Annotated in this window: 13 protein-coding genes; 5 read left to right on the top strand and 8 right to left on the bottom strand. The window is 71.0% G+C overall.

The window, feature by feature from the left end:
- Positions 1 to 26: 26 nt before the first annotated feature.
- The gene (locus AB0J58_RS21205) at positions 27 to 3,119 is read left to right on the top strand and encodes a BTAD domain-containing putative transcriptional regulator (protein ID WP_364217978.1); all 3,093 of its coding nucleotides are present in this window, start codon (positions 27 to 29) and stop codon (positions 3,117 to 3,119) included.
- 312 nt (positions 3,120 to 3,431) lie between these two features.
- On the opposite strand, the gene AB0J58_RS21200 is transcribed toward AB0J58_RS21205, so the two are convergent.
- Positions 3,432 to 4,883: a methyltransferase gene (locus tag AB0J58_RS21200; RefSeq protein WP_364217976.1), complete on the bottom strand. Its 1,452-nt coding sequence runs from the start codon at positions 4,881 to 4,883 to the stop codon at positions 3,432 to 3,434.
- 269 nt (positions 4,884 to 5,152) lie between these two features.
- Here AB0J58_RS21200 and AB0J58_RS21195 point away from each other — a divergent pair, with 269 nt between their 5' ends.
- Positions 5,153 to 5,335 (top strand): hypothetical protein, encoded by a 183-nt coding sequence (locus AB0J58_RS21195; protein ID WP_343971659.1) that lies wholly within the window; start codon positions 5,153 to 5,155, stop codon positions 5,333 to 5,335.
- A 34-nt stretch (positions 5,336 to 5,369) separates the two neighbouring features.
- On the opposite strand, the gene AB0J58_RS21190 is transcribed toward AB0J58_RS21195, so the two are convergent.
- On the bottom strand, positions 5,370 to 5,966 hold the full coding sequence (locus tag AB0J58_RS21190; RefSeq protein ID WP_343971662.1) for a TetR/AcrR family transcriptional regulator: 597 nt from the start codon (positions 5,964 to 5,966) through the stop codon (positions 5,370 to 5,372).
- Between the two features lie 145 nt (positions 5,967 to 6,111).
- Positions 6,112 to 6,597 (bottom strand): GNAT family N-acetyltransferase, encoded by a 486-nt coding sequence (locus AB0J58_RS21185; RefSeq protein ID WP_364217974.1) that lies wholly within the window; start codon positions 6,595 to 6,597, stop codon positions 6,112 to 6,114.
- A gap of 142 nt (positions 6,598 to 6,739) precedes the next feature.
- On the opposite strand from AB0J58_RS21185, the gene AB0J58_RS21180 reads away from it, so the two are divergent.
- Positions 6,740 to 7,264, top strand: a complete 525-nt coding sequence (locus AB0J58_RS21180) for a helix-turn-helix domain-containing protein (protein WP_364217972.1) — start codon at positions 6,740 to 6,742, stop codon at positions 7,262 to 7,264.
- Here the strand turns inward: AB0J58_RS21180 and AB0J58_RS21175 are convergent.
- A complete protein-coding gene (locus AB0J58_RS21175; RefSeq protein WP_343971670.1) occupies positions 7,212 to 7,865 on the bottom strand; it encodes a VC0807 family protein in 654 nt (217 codons plus the stop codon). The genes AB0J58_RS21180 and AB0J58_RS21175 overlap by 53 nt on opposite strands.
- 205 nt (positions 7,866 to 8,070) lie before the next feature.
- Between AB0J58_RS21175 and AB0J58_RS21170 the strand changes: the two genes are divergently transcribed.
- The gene (locus tag AB0J58_RS21170) at positions 8,071 to 8,928 is read left to right on the top strand and encodes an SURF1 family protein (RefSeq protein ID WP_364217971.1); all 858 of its coding nucleotides are present in this window, start codon (positions 8,071 to 8,073) and stop codon (positions 8,926 to 8,928) included.
- A gap of 105 nt (positions 8,929 to 9,033) precedes the next feature.
- On the opposite strand, the gene AB0J58_RS21165 is transcribed toward AB0J58_RS21170, so the two are convergent.
- Complete coding sequence (locus tag AB0J58_RS21165; RefSeq protein ID WP_364217969.1) at positions 9,034 to 9,732, bottom strand: hypothetical protein; 699 nt, start codon at positions 9,730 to 9,732, stop codon at positions 9,034 to 9,036.
- Positions 9,733 to 9,880: 148 nt separating this feature from the next.
- Between AB0J58_RS21165 and AB0J58_RS21160 the strand changes: the two genes are divergently transcribed.
- Complete coding sequence (locus tag AB0J58_RS21160; RefSeq protein WP_364217967.1) at positions 9,881 to 11,077, top strand: amidohydrolase family protein; 1,197 nt, start codon at positions 9,881 to 9,883, stop codon at positions 11,075 to 11,077.
- Here the strand turns inward: AB0J58_RS21160 and AB0J58_RS21155 are convergent.
- From AB0J58_RS21155 to AB0J58_RS21145, 3 genes are all read right to left on the bottom strand, one after another.
- Positions 11,058 to 11,396, bottom strand: coding sequence for a YkvA family protein (locus tag AB0J58_RS21155; RefSeq protein ID WP_343971680.1), 339 nt, complete (start codon positions 11,394 to 11,396; stop codon positions 11,058 to 11,060). The genes AB0J58_RS21160 and AB0J58_RS21155 overlap by 20 nt on opposite strands.
- A 154-nt stretch (positions 11,397 to 11,550) precedes the next feature.
- On the bottom strand, positions 11,551 to 12,966 hold the full coding sequence (locus AB0J58_RS21150; RefSeq protein WP_364217965.1) for an amidase: 1,416 nt from the start codon (positions 12,964 to 12,966) through the stop codon (positions 11,551 to 11,553).
- Positions 12,967 to 12,969: 3 nt separating this feature from the next.
- Entirely contained in the window at positions 12,970 to 13,938 is a 969-nt protein-coding gene (locus AB0J58_RS21145) for an LLM class F420-dependent oxidoreductase (RefSeq protein WP_364217963.1), read from the bottom strand.
- Between the last annotated feature and the right edge of the window lie 345 nt (positions 13,939 to 14,283).

Genomic DNA, 14,283 nt, shown 5'->3' with positions numbered 1-14,283 from the left:
CTTCCCATCGGGCGGAGATTCAAGAAATGGCTGTTCAGGGCAGCGGAGACGGATTACGGTTCGCCGTACTCGGTCCTGTCCAGGCCTGGCGTGACGGATCCGAGCTCGACCTGGGCACCCCACTGCAACGTTCCATCCTGGCGATGCTCCTACTGAGGGAGAACCGGGCGGTGACGCCGACCGAGATGATCGACGCGATCTGGGGGGACGACGCCCCGCCCCGCGCGCTCGGCGCCCTGCGCACCTACGTCTCCCGGCTGCGCGCGGTGCTGGAGCCGGGCAGGTCCCCGCGCACCCGCCCCGAACTGCTCACCTCCGTCGGCAGGGGGTACGCGCTACGGCTGAACGGGGTCGTCCTTGACCTGGTTCTCTTCGAGCGTGGCATCGCCGAGGCCGAGGTCGCGCGCCGCGCGGGCGAGCTGGCGAAAGCCGCGGAGAGCCTGCGTGCGAGCCTGGCGCTGTGCACCGGCGAGCCGCTGGCCGGAGCCGTCGGCCCCTATGCCGAACACCAGCGCGACCGGCTCACCGAGCGCCGGATGAGCGTGCTGGAAGTCCTGATGGACCTGGACCTGGAGCTAGGCAGGCACGCCGACGTGCTGTCCGAGCTGATCGCGCTGACCGCCGACCATCCGCTGCGCGAGCGACTCCGCGCCCAGCTGATGCTGGCCTACTACCGCTGCGGGCGCAGGGCGGAGGCACTCGCCGCCTTCGCCGACACCCGCGCCACGCTGATCGAGGAACTGGGCATCGAGCCCGGCCCCGACCTGACGAGCATGCACCAGCGCATCCTCACCGACGACCCGGCCCTCGCGCTCGCCGGCCGCCCCGCACGGCTCGCGCCCGCCGAGGCCGCACCGGGCGCCCCGGACCGGAGCCCGGAGCCGGAGCCGATGAGAACGTCGGGGAGGCGGGGAACACCGGTGGTCCCGGAGCTGCCGCGCCCCGCGCAGCTTCCCGCCGCCGTGAACGACTTCACCGGGCGCCGTCAGATCATCGCGCGGCTGCGCACGCTGCTGTCGGCCCAGGAGGGCTCCGAGGGCGTGCCCGTGGCGGCCATCTCCGGCATCGGCGGCGTGGGCAAGACGGCTCTGGCGGTGCACGTCGCCCATGCCATGCACGATCTGTTCCCCGATGGCCAGCTCTACGCCGACCTGCGCGGGTACGGCGTGGAGCCGACCGCGCCCGAGTCCGTACTGGCCGCGTTCCTGCGCGGGCTCGGCCTGCCCGCCGACGCCATCCCCGACGGCCTGGCCGAGCGTTCCGCGCTGTTCCGGTCGCTCCTGGCCGACCGGCGGATGCTCGTGCTGCTGGACAACGCCCGCGACGCCGCGCAGGTGAGCCAGCTGCTCCCCGGTTCGGCAGGGTGCGCGGCGATCGTGACCAGTCGCGGCAAACTCGCCGACCTGGCCTCGGCCCGGCTGATCGACCTGGACGTCATGGAGCCGGAGGAGGCCCTCGCGCTGTTCGGCACCGTCGCGGGCACCGAGAGGGTGGAGGCGGAACGCGCCGCCGCCATGGACGTGGTCGCCGCCTGCGGTTTCCTGCCGCTCGCGGTGCGAATCGTGGCGGCGCGCCTGGCCGCCCGGCCGTCCTGGACCGTCGCCTCCCTGGTTCCCCGGCTGGCCGACGAGCGCCGCCGTCTGGACGAGATGCGCGTGGGAGACCTCGCGGTGGAGGCGACCTTCGCTCTCGGGTACGGCCAGCTCAGTCCGGCTCAGGCCCGCGCGTTCCGGCTGCTCTCCCTGCCCGGTGGCCCGGACATCTCGATCGGGGCCGCCTCCGGGCTGCTCGCGCTGGAGGCGATGGACACTGAGGACGTCCTGGAGTCCCTGGTGGACGCCAGCCTGCTTGAGGCTCCGGCCCCCGGCCGTTACCGCTTCCACGATCTGCTCAAGCTCTTCGCCCGCCGGATCGCGGAACGGGCCGAGAGCACGGCGGAGGGAGACGGCGGTCAGGACGGCGAAGAGCGGCGCGGGTCCGGGCTGAGTGTGGCCATCGGCGGGGAGGGCGCGGCGGCGCTGGCCCGGCTGCTCGACTTCTACCTGGCGTCCGCGCGCTCGGCGCACCGCCTCGCCTACGAGGGCAGCACGATCGCCGACCAGCTGGGGGTCACCGGTACCGGTCACGCCTTCGTCTCCGCCGACGAGGCTGTGGCCTGGCTGTCGGTGGAGGCGGAGTCGCTGTTCGCGTCGATCGCCCAGGTGGCCCGCGCGAACCGGGCCGAGGCACTGCTGCCGGGGGCCGACCTGCTGCTCGCCATGGAGCCGCTGCTGGAGTCGGGGAGCCACGGCCGCGAATTCGAGAGCCGGACGCGGGAGATGCTGGCCGTGGCGCGACGGCTCGGTGCCGTCTCCAGCGAGCTGCGCTGCCGCTACGTGCTGGGCCGTGTGCTGTTCGGCACCAACCGGCTGGCCGAGGCCGAGGAGGAGTTCCGCGCCTCCCTGGAGCTGTCGGCCGGGGGCGACCGCATCGTTGTCGGCGAGGTGCTGAACGCGTTGGCCGTCGTGGCCGGGCGCCGGCGCCACCACGTGGAGGCCCTGGCCTGGTTCAGCTCGGCGCGCGAGGCGTTCAGGGAGGTCGGAGCGCGGGGCGGGGAGGCGCTGACGCTCAGCTACTCCGCCCGTGACCACCTGTTCCTGGAGCAGCCGCAGGAGGCGATCGCCGCCGCCGAGCAGGGGCTGGCCCTGTTCATCGAGATGGGCTCCAGCGCCGGCACCGCCAGGGCCCGCTACCACCTGGGGATGATCCTGTCGCGGGTCGGCCGGTTGAACGAGGCGGTCCACCACCATGCCGAGTGCCTCGCCTTCTTCCGGGCCAGCAGGCAGCGGGTCTGGGAGCAGCGGGTCTGTTCCCGGCTGGCCGAGACCTTCATCCACGCGGGCCGCTTCACGGACGCGACCCGTCACGCGGAGCAGGCGCTTACCGTGAGCCGGGAGATCAGCCACCCGTACGGTGAGGCGCAGGCTCTGTGGGTGCTAGGCAAGGCGCTCAACGGCCTCGGCAGCACCGGCCGCGGTCGCGACTGCCTCGAACGCGCCCACGACCTGTTCAGCAGGCTCGGGGCGCCCGAGGCCGAGGATCTGCGCCTTCTGCTGGAGCGCGACCAGGTCGACAGTTGATCCAAGATCATCATAAAGATCATCGTCAAGTCGCGTCATCCAGATGTGGTTGATCACTGGCATACCCCTCGAAGTCGGTCCGCGGTCCGGAATGGACGTGGCAGCCCGGCCGGCCGCCTGGCCCCGGGAGACGTGTAGGGGGCCCGGTCATCCGGTACGTCACCCGCGGGCCGGCCGCCTCACTGTGGCGACCGGCCGGACTTTGCACGGACCCTTCACCCCCCGGATCCGTGCCCACGCCCAGAGCTTCCCCCGCCGGGTTTGACATTCGATTGACAGGCGATAGCGGCGATATCCACAGCCTGTGGATAATCACCCTGTGGATATGTGGAAAAACCCCTCGGCAATCAGCGGGCGGAGCACGGCAGGAGCCTTGGCCCGCAGGTCGTCGGGGTCCTCGCCGATGAGTTCCGCGATCGCGTCGAGCAGCGGGGCCAGTGGATAGTCGCCGTCGCAGACCCCCGCGAGGGCGGCCTCCACGGTCCCGACCCGCGTGCTGCGGCGCAGTCCCCCGGTCTGCCGCAGCACGATCCGCGCCGGGTCCTCGGCGCCTGGCGGTCCGGTCCGCTCCTCCAGCACCCCCTCGGCGACCGCCAGTCTGGCGCCCAGCAGCTGGGCGTCGGTCAGCCGGTGTGCCGTGGTGATCGCGCCGAGCACCTCGTCCACGTATCCGCCGACCGGCAACTCCACCGGCAGCCCGTACTCCTCCACCCGCACGACCGGGTCAAGACTCCCTGAGTCGTGCAGTGTGATCCAGCCGAAGCCGATCCCGGTGACGTTCTCGGACTCGAACCAGCCGAGCCAGTCGTCGTAGAGCTCGCGGTAGCGCGGGGTGCCCTGCTCGGCGGCGTCCCTCAGCCACAGCTCGACGTACTCGGCGGGATCCTGCACGTCGCGCTGGACCGCCCAGCCGTCACAGCCGGTCCCGGCGAGCCAGCCGCCCACCCGGTCACGCCAGTCCTCGCCGTCGACGTGCAGCCAGTTGGCCAGCAGGTGGCAGGTGCCGCCGGGTGCGAGGTGGCCCGGCGCCCGCCGTACGAGGTCGCGGCAGAAGTCGTCGGCGGACAAGCCCGACTCCCGGTAGGTGAACCGGCCGGCCGGGGAGATCACGAACGGCGGGTTGGAGACGACCAGGTCGAAGCGCTCGCCCTCGACGGGATCGAACATGGAACCCCTCCGCGCCTCGACCCCGGTGATCCCGGACAGCGCCCAGCTCAACCGGGCCAGCTCCAGCGCGCGCGGGTTGACGTCGGTGGCCGTGATCTCCTCGGCGCGGCCGTTCAGATGGAGCACCTGGACCCCGCACCCGGTACCGAGATCCAGAGCACGCCCGACCGGGCGACGTGAGGCCAGCTGGGCGAGGTTCGCCGAGGCTCCCCCCGCGCCGACGACGTGGTCCGGGCGCAGGGCGGGGTCGCCCGGCCTGACCTTGCGGTCGGAGACCAGGTAACCACCGGTCTCCCAGGGCTGCAGGTGAACCGTGGAGGCGACCCGCCCGCCCTCGACGGTCACCAATCCCGCGGCGGCCAGTTCCTCCAGCGGAAGCCCCGCCGGTGCCCCTCGCACCTCCACGGGGGCGCCGAGCCACCACAGCCGGATCAGGGTGCCGAGCGGGTCACCCTGGCCGGTGGCGCGCAGGGCGGGCACCGTCTCCTCGCGAGAGAGCGCGGTGGCGGCGACGTCCCCGAGTCGCTCGCGGACGCCGTCGATGGTGTAGCCGGTGTCGAGCAGAAGCTCTCTGAGCCGGTCCAGCAGATCGTTCACCGGGCAATCCTCGCACCGGGCACGTCCGACTGCCCCGAGTGATGAGACTGTTACACACCGGGGTAAGCATTCTGCAAGCGGGCTTCAACCGGGAGGCGGTACTTCTTGGTAACTGCGCCATCCGTTTCAAAGGATCCGTGATGCTGATCCCCTGCTTCGCCTGCGAGTCCCGTTTTCGCCCTGATGAGTATTTTCGCGCCTGCCACGATTACTGCCGAGGCAAGGATCTGGTCGCCTGGACCTGTCCGCGATGTGGCAATCAGGATGAGTTGCGAGTCCTCCCCGGAGAGCTGGGGTTCGGCTACGCCAGGCGCGGCAGGTTCGACGTCTCCGACCGGGTGCGCGTGCCCGGCCTGCGGCGTCGGCGCCAGGACCTGCGACTGGACATCTCGCTCGACGAGGACGTCTGGCGGGTGTCGACGCGGATGCGCCAGTTGGCGGGCACCCGCTGAGCCCGCTCCGGCCGGGCGGGAACGGTGACGGCGGTCAGGAACCCGGCTGCCGCAGGCTCTGCCAGGCCGCCTCGCAGAGGCCGCCGATCTCCTCGGAGGTGGGCTGGTGCGCCCCGGCGAACCACAGGCGGCACATCTCGTTGGCCGGTCCGAGCCAGAGCACGTAGCACATCGTCGGGTGGACGGGCTGGAGCAGCCCGTTCTTCATGTGCGGGCGCCACCAGTCGGAGACCGTTCTGAAGAACGCCCTGCGCGACTCCGACACCTCGGTGCCACCCGGCTCCTCGCGCCTGGGCGGCCGCTCACTGATCAGCAGGTGGGCGCGCTCGCGATGCTCGCCACACCAGGACATGTGCAGCGCGACGATGGCCTCGATGCCCTCCCGCGCCCCTTCGTGGCGATGGAGTTCGGCGAGGAACGCGTCCTGGTACATGCGCAGGGTCTCGGCGTACAGGACGCCGAAGACATGTTCCTTGCTGGCGAAATGGTGATAGAAGCTGCCGACGCTGACGCCGCTCTCCTCGCGGAGGCTGGCCAGCGTGGTGGCCGAGACACCATCTTGGCTGAATCGTCGTAGGGCGCCCTCGACGATCCTGGTGCGGCCGTCGCGTCCGTTCTTGGCAGTCTTCACGATTCCAATGGTGAGGCACCAGAACCTTATTCCGCAAACTGTGCGGGAAACGACTTGGGCCACGCTGATCCTACCGCCTTGATCGCGATACCGCGCCACCACCCCCGAGGCCCCCCACACGCCCGCGCCCCGGCGCGGGGCCCCCTCAGCGCAGGATTCTCGCGGTCACCTCCACCGCGCCGCAGGAGGCGCGCATGGTCGCCTCGGGCCACATCTTGCGGATCATCGCCAGTACCGTGCGGTTGTCTCCGAGCACGTCCATCCCCACCGTCCCGGCTCCCCGGGCCGCCGCGCGGCGCATCAGCGTGCGGACGAGCCGGGAGCCGAGCCCCACTCCCTGCCACTCGTCGCCCACCACCACGGCGATCTCGATGTCGACCGCCTCCCCCTCTCTCCGGTGGCTCATCGCGTGCCCGACGACGAGGCCCTCGTGGACCGCGAGGAGCGCGTCGCACCGTTCGTCCACCGCGAGGAGCGCCCTGACGAAGCCCGCGCCGGGACGGCTCACCCCGCTGAAGAACCGCCGTGTCCGCGTCCGGGACGACAGCCCCCCGAGGAAGCGACGGACCCGCTCCTCGTCATCCGGCCGCGCGGGCCGGATCTCGATGGCCTCCCCCGGCACGGCGTCCATGGGCACGGGTGACGCCGGGGCCGGGCACGGCGGCACAAGCTGAGTTCGCATCATGGACTCAGATTCTCGCGAGAGAGCTAAGTATGTCAAGTAGACTTAGGCGAGCGTTGGAGGTGGCGTCATGGCGACTTACGATTCGCACATGAGTGAGGCGGCTCCCGGCAACCTGCCCCTGCGGCTGGAGAACTGTTCCATCGAGCGCGCCCTCGGCGTCGTCGGCGAGAAGTGGACGTTCCTGGTGCTGCGCGAGGCGTTCAGCGGGGTACGGCGTTTCGCCGACATGCAGGCCGCCACGGGAGCCCCCAGGCAGGTGCTCAGCGCCAGGCTGGCCCGTCTCGTGGAGGAGGGACTGCTGCGCAAGGTGCCCTACCGCGAACCCGGGCAGCGGCAGCGCGACGAATACCGGCTGACCCAGATGGGCCTCGACCTCTATCCGACCCTGGTGGCCCTGATGCAGTGGGGCGACAGGTATCTCAGCGACCACGAGGGGCCGCCGACACTTCTCACCCACCGCGGCTGCGGCGCTCCGATCGAGCAGCACTTCCGCTGCACCGAGGGGCACGAGGTGTCCGGCCCGAGAGAGGTCACCGCGCTTCCCGGGCCCGGCATGCGCCTCAGCCCTCCGGCCCTCGCGTCTCCAGGCCCCGCAGGCAGTGCCGGAGGCTGAGCACCGAGATCAGTGCCACACCGCCGAGCAGCACCGCCACCGCCGAGGTGCGCACCAGAAGGTAGGTCTCCAGAGTCTGGCTGAGCAGCAGCCACAGGCTCAGCGCCGCGTTCAGCAGTTGCGCGCACCCCCACAGCACCGACTGCGACACGAAGAACCGGCGCATCCGCGGATGCTCGGTCACCTGGTCGGGCAACGGCACGAGATCGGCCACCACCCGCCGGATCAACGGCCGCCGCAACGGCGCGGTGAGCAGGAAGCCCATGCTCACGCAGAACACCCCGAGGCAGGGCTGGAGGAAGAACACGATGGGGTTGCCCGTCGCCACGGTCAGCACCACCCTGACCGTGATCGTGCCCGCCGCCAGCATGAGCGTGCCGGGTGCCTCGCTCCGCCTGACCAGCCGCCAGGCGACCCCGCCGTAGACCCAGAGCGCCGCCACCGCGAGCGCGACGTGCGAGTTGGTGAAGATCAGTGCGACGTAGAAGACGAGAACGGGAAGCATCATGCTCTCGAACACCCTGGGGGCGGCATGCCGCAGCAGAGCGCCGAGACGGGGGAGTGCGATCGGAGCCGTGGGAGCGGGCATGAGCACAGTCATCAGGAGCAGGCTCCGAGGGTGGTGGAACGTCCCGGGGGATATTTCAGCCGAACATATGCGATGTCCAGAGTGTCCATGGAATTTTCCATGACATCCGACGATCGCGCGGTTCCGGGCACCTTACTACGCCCGCGGGCACCCTCCGCCACTCCCAAAAGCGCACTCGGAGGACGGGGCGACGCTCCCGATGCCTACTCTTGAGAGCGTGTACCGGTTTCTGCTGACTCCCCGATGGCTGGCTCTGCACGTGGTGGTGTTGCTGGTCATCCCCGCTTTCGTGCTGCTGGGCCAGTGGCAGTTCGGGCGTTTCACGGAAAGATCCACCAGCAGCGACCAGATCACGCGCAACCTCGCCGCCACCCCCGTCGCCGTAGAAGAGCTGACCTCGCCCGGCGGCACCGTCTCCGTGCAGGACAAATACCGCCCCGTCACGGTCCGCGGCAGGTACGACGCGGACGCCCAGCTCCTGGTCAGGCGCCGCATCCAGAACAAGGTGGTCGGCTTCTACGTGCTGACCCCGTTGATCTCCCCGAAGGGCACCGGCGTGCTGGTGAACCGGGGCTGGGTCAAGGCCGGTGCCACGGCCGACGCCCTCCCCGAGGTCCCCGCCCCGTCCTCAGGTGAGGTAACTGTCACCGGCAGGCTACGGCCCACCGAGACCGAGGAGACCTCGGGCATCCGGGACCGAGCGGGCCTGCCCACGGGCCAGGTCCTGCTGATCAACACCGAGGCGATCGGCAGCCGCCTGCCGTACCGGCTTCTCGGCGGGTACGTCGAGTTGACCGAGCAGTCACCCGCGGCCGCCGCCGCGCCGGACCCCGTCCCGGCGCCGGACGTCGGCGGGGGAGGCGGGCTCAACCTGGCGTACGGCGTGCAGTGGTGGCTGTTCATCGGGGTCGCGATCGGCGGCTGGGTGCTGCTGATCCGCAGGGAGGCCGCCGACCTCAGGGCTGCGGCCGCGACCGGCGGTCCGGAGTCCGGCGAACCCGACGAACTCCCGGACGGTCCCGGGCGGCCCGCACCGGCGGAACAGACCGCGTCGGCGGAGCGGGCCGGCACCTGAGATCGGGGCGAGCGGGAGCGCCGTCCGGACGGTCGGCCCGAGGATCCGCCGGCCACGACGGACTTCGACCCCCTTCGGGAACCATGCCCCATTACTACCTCATGGTCATGCGTTGACCATGGCCATGCCGAAAAGGAGCGCCACCGCGATCGCGAACCCCCGCGTGCCGTCGATTCTGGCCGGTGCGGGCAGCACCTCGTACGGTCCGCGCCATAGTGGACGGGGCTCCAGCAGGACGTAGAGCAGCGAGCCGCCGGTGAGGAACATCCAGAACCACGCCCAGCGGCTGGCGTAGCGGGGGTTCGGCCGGGTCAGCATGAGCAGCCAGGCCAGCACCTCCGCCGCCACCGCCACCGGGCCGAAGGGTGCCCACCAGCGCCCGTAGGCGGGCGAGCCCACCGAGCCGCCGATCGGGCCGCCGAAGCCCTCGGTGCGCACGATCTCCACGCCGGGGTCGGCCGCGGCGCGTACCTGGGTCAGGAAGGCCCCCTGGCGCCGCTCAAGGGCCTCGGGAACCAGCCGGGTGGTCTCCGGGTCCCAGACGTCGTCGGGCTGGTCGAAGCGGGCCTGGTTCCAGGAGAGCGGCCCGTGCGACCACGTCAGCGTGCCGTAGGCGGGCCAGTTGCGGTCGTAGACGACCTTGGTCACCCCGCCGGCCCGCAGGTCCGAGATGAGCTCCGCGGCGGGCCGCAGGGGTGGCGCCTGGTTGAAATGGACGACCACCGTGGAGATCGCGAGCACGAACAGCAGCGCCAGACGCACGACGTGCGGTATGTCGCCCCGTGCCGGAACCACCACTCGCATCTCTGCCCCCGTCACGCGAGATCCACCGCCGGACAGGCTAGCCGGTGGCCCCGTAGGGTGCCTGTAAGAGACGTCCGGGGAGACAGAGATACCAACCGGAGACCTTGCGGCTTGAACAGTGTTATTCCAGCGTCATACGGTTGACCGTGTGACTACGCCGCTGCTCCCCGACCCCGAGCCCAGGCGGCGGGACTATGTGATCATTTCAGCCGACGACCACCTGATCGAGCCGCCCGACATGTTCGACGACCGGCTGCCGGAGAAGTACACCGAACTGGCTCCAAAGGTGGTCGAGACCGATTCGGGTCACCAGGTCTGGCGCTACGGCGGTGCCACCTACCCCTGCGCCGGGCTCGACGTGGGCGCCGGTCTGCCCCGCGAGCAGTGGACGCTCGACCCGGTGCGGTTCGAGCACATGCGCCCCGGCTGCCACGACATCGAGGCCCGGATCGAGGACATGGACCGCGCCGGCGTCTGGGCCGCGCTCTGCTTCCCCGGCATGCTGGCCGGGCAGTCGGGCATGGTCTTCGCCAAGACCCGCGACCAGGAGCTCGGCCTGGCGATCCTGCGCGCGTGGAACGACTGGCACGTGGACGTCTGGGCGGGCACCTATCCGGAGCGGATCATCGCCCTGCAGCTGCCCTGGCTGACCGACCCCGAGATCGCCGCCAAGGAGATCCGCGACAACGCGGCGCGCGGCTTCAAGGCGGTGCTCTTCCCCGAGTTCCCCACCCGGCTACGTCTGCCGTCCATCCACAGCGACCACTGGGACCCGTTCTTCCAGGCGTGCGAGGAGACGGGCACGGTCGTCTGCCTGAACGCCGGCGCCGGTTCCTGGGCCCCCGTCCCCTCACCGGACACCCCGATCGAGGCGATCACCACGCTGATGCCGACGAGCGCCATGTTCGCCTGTGCCGACTGGCTCTGGTCGGGCATCCCGCTGCGCTTCCCCGCGCTGCGGATCCTCATCGTGGAGGGGGGCGTGGGCTGGCTGCCGATGCTCGCCGAGCGGGCCGACTACGCGCTCGACCACCCGGTGGCCGGCGAGGCCTCCTGGGAGGGCGGCCTGAAGCCCAGCGAGGTCCTGCGCAGAAACTTCTTCTTCGGCACGCTCAACGACCACGCCCTGTCCGGGGTGCGGCTCGCCGTCGGGCTGGAGCACGTGCTGCTGGAGAGCGGCTACCCCCACTCCGACTCCACCTGGCCCGACACCCAGCAGGCCATCGCGACGAACCTGGGCAGCCTGCCGCCCGCCGACATCGCCCGGGTGGCCTACGGCAACGCCGCCCGCCTGTTCGGCCACCCGCTGCCGTCTCGCGCCTGGCTCAGGATGGAACAGCTCTGACCCGGTCACGCTCCCAGTCGACGTAGCGTCCGCCCTCACCGAGCAGGGAGCTCATCAGCCACAGGAAGACCCCGAAGTCGTCGGCCACCCCGATGAGAACCAGGAAGTCGGGGACGATGTCGACCGGCGAGATGATGTAGAGCACGCCAAGGCCCATCATGGCCAGCTTGCCCTTGCTCATACCGGGGTACTGCCCGCGCATGACCGCGCCGATCATCCTGGGGAGAGCGCGCAGGCGAGCGCCGAGACCGGGCGAACCCGGCTTCGACACACTCCGGTACGTCTTCCACGCCTGTGCCGCGCGCGCCGCCTTCGCCATGGGGATTCCTCTCGGAAGCACGTTCGCCTGGTGGCGTACTACCCCGCCACTTCACGATATAACGCGTGATTTTCCGATACGGTTCCCGAACGCCGACCGCGACCGGGGCGATCATGCCCCGCCGCTCCCGTCCGTCCTTCCCCGAAAAACCGGGTCAGCGCATCGCCGTGTGCCGGAAGGGCCGCTCCTCCTCGATCTGGGCGGCCACCCGGATGAGCAGGTCCTCCCGTCCCGCCGCGGCGACCAGTTGCACGCCTACCGGCAGACCGTCCGCGGTGCGGTGCAGCGGCAGGGAGATCGCGGGCTGCCCGGTGGCGTTGATCGGCGAGGTGAACGCCACCGCCTGGTTGGTCAGGCCCCGTGAGAGGCTCACATCGTCCGCGGGCAGCTCGCCGAGGCGGAAGGGCGCCACTCCCAGGGACGGCATGAGCAGCAGGTCGTGTGAGTTCCACCAGGCGGCCATCCGCCGCCGGAACCCGTCGATCCAGTCGCGCGAGGCCAGGTAGCCGACCGCACCGAGCTCGCGACCCGCCGCGCCCAGGATCCGGTTGCGCGTCTCCAGCTCGTCCAGCTCCACGGGTCTGCCGCGCCAGCGCCCGACGTCCTCCAGGTCGGCGGCCACATGGGCGGCGACGACGGTGCCGAAGTGCGCGGCGAAGCCGTCCTCGGCGAGCGCGGGCGGCCCTCCCGGCTCGACGTCGTGTCCCAGCGCCGCCAGCAGCCCGGCGGCCCCGGTGACCGCGGTCACCAGGTCCGCCTCCGGCGGGACGGTCCCGCCCGGATGTCCGGTGAGGAAGCCGATCCGCAGCCGCCCGGGGTCGGCTCCGACCTCCTCGGCGAGCGGGCGCCGCCAGGGGGGCGCGCCGTACGGATCACCCGGCATCGCCCCCGCGACCACGTCGAGGGTCGCCGCGCTGTCCCTGACCGTACGGCAGAGCAGGCCCGCGGCCGAGAAGCCCGCCCAGGGCTCGCCCGCCGACGGCCCCGAGCTGACCCTGCCCCTGCTGGGCTTCAGGCCGACCAGCCCGCACATGCTCGCCGGTATCCGGATCGATCCGCCGCCGTCGCTGGCCGTGGCCACCGCGACCATGCCCGCCGCCACCGCCGCCGCGGACCCTCCGCTCGACCCGCCGCTGCTGTAGCGGAGGTCGTACGGGTTACGGGTCGGACCGAACGCCACCGGCTCGGTGGTGATCGCGGTGCCGAACTCCGGGGTGTTGGTCCGGCCCAGGATGGTGAACCCCGCCCGGCGCAGCTTGGTCACCGCGTAGCCGTCGCGCTCCGCCGAGATCCCGTCGAGGGTGCGCGATCCCGCGCGGTACGGCTCACCGGCCATGCCCCAGCCCAGGTCCTTCAGCAGCGTCGGCACCCCCGCGAAGGGGGCGTCGAGCTCGACCTTGCCCGCCTCCTCCAGCGCCCGCTCGAACCTGCGGTGCACCACCGCGTTGATCGCGCCGTCGCACGCCTCTATCCGGGCGATCGCCGCCTCGGCGAGTTCCCTCGGGGAGACCTCTCCCTTCGATACGGCCTGCGCCTGTCCGAGCGCGTCCAAACCCAACAGGTCGTGCAAGAGTCACTCCTCGGCGGGGGCCAGATCTCGTACGGCCTGCGTGATCGGAACCTCGCCGCCGGGGATGGGGGCGAGGACCGGGGTGTTCAGGCCGTTGCGCACATACTCCCGGATCCTGGCCCGGCACGTGGCGGCGTCCCCGTGCACGATGAGGTCGTCCACCACCTCGTCCGGAATGGCCTTGAGCGCCGCCTGCCGGTCACCGGCCGCCCAGGCCTCGTGCATCGGCCGCAGTGTCTCCCCACGTCCCAGCCAGTCGTGGAAGGCCGCGTAGACCGGGACTGTCAGGTAGCTGGCGAGCATCCAACGTCCGAGCTCGCGCGCCTTCTCCGCGTCCTCGCTGACGCACACGAACAGCCGGGCGATCAGTTCGGTCTCCTCGCCGATCTCGGCCCTGACCTTCAGCACGTCCTGCGGGGAGAGCCAGTTGGTGATCGCGCCGTCGGCCTCGTCGGCGGCCAGGTGCAGCATGCGGGGACGGAGCGCGGCGAGCACGATCTTCGGCGGGATCTTGGGGGCGCGCTCCAGCTTGAAACCCTTGATCTCGAACGTCTCGTACCGCTCGGTGACCTTCTCTCCCGCGAGGGCCTTGCGCAGGAAGCGCAGGGTGTCCCTGGTCCTGGCGAACGGCTTGACGAACGCTCCGGCGTTCCAGCGCTCCACGATGGCCGGGGAGGAGGCCCCGATGCCCAGGACGAAGCGCTCGGGGGCCAGGCCGGCGAGCGTCGCGGCGGACATGGCGAGCAGGCCGGGCCCCCGGGTGGAGACCGGGACGATCGCGCTGCCGAGCCGCATCTCCGGCGCCCATTCCGCGGTCATCGCCAGGGGCACGAAGCCGTCGACCCCGTTGACCTCGGCGGACCAGGCGTCGGTGTAGCCGAGTCCGGGGAGTTCGGCGATCAGCTCCTTGGAACCGGCCAGTGAGCGGTCGTAGAAGGGAACCGTCATACCCCAGCGCGGGCCTGTAGCCATCGTGCCACCTCCGTGTCAGTGGTCGCCGTCCCGGGACTTTGCCTAGAACGATGTTCTGATGTAGCTTGCCGCACCCGGCCGGGGGGTCGTCAATAGGCCGACTGTACCAACCAGACGGTATGCCTCGGATGCAATGATCTATGTCGACTCCCCGCTTACCCTCCCATCACTTTCCGCATGATGTTAGAAACTTTGCGTGACGACGCATCGGTGGAGGAAAAGACGACGGGGCCTGCTCGGCGCGGCGGTCCTCACGACCTGTATCGCGGCACCCGCGCCGGCCGTGGCGCCCTCGCTCTCGGCGTTCTCGGCGACCTCGACGGCGGGCGGTGCCGGCCCGCCCAC

Origin of the sequence: Streptosporangium sp. NPDC049644, from assembly GCF_040675205.1 — a bacterium.
Taxonomy (GTDB): Bacteria; Actinomycetota; Actinomycetes; order Streptosporangiales; family Streptosporangiaceae; genus Streptosporangium; species Streptosporangium fukuiense.
The sequence above is the reverse complement of the archived record's forward strand: the minus strand, read 5'-3'. Positions and strand labels throughout refer to the sequence as shown.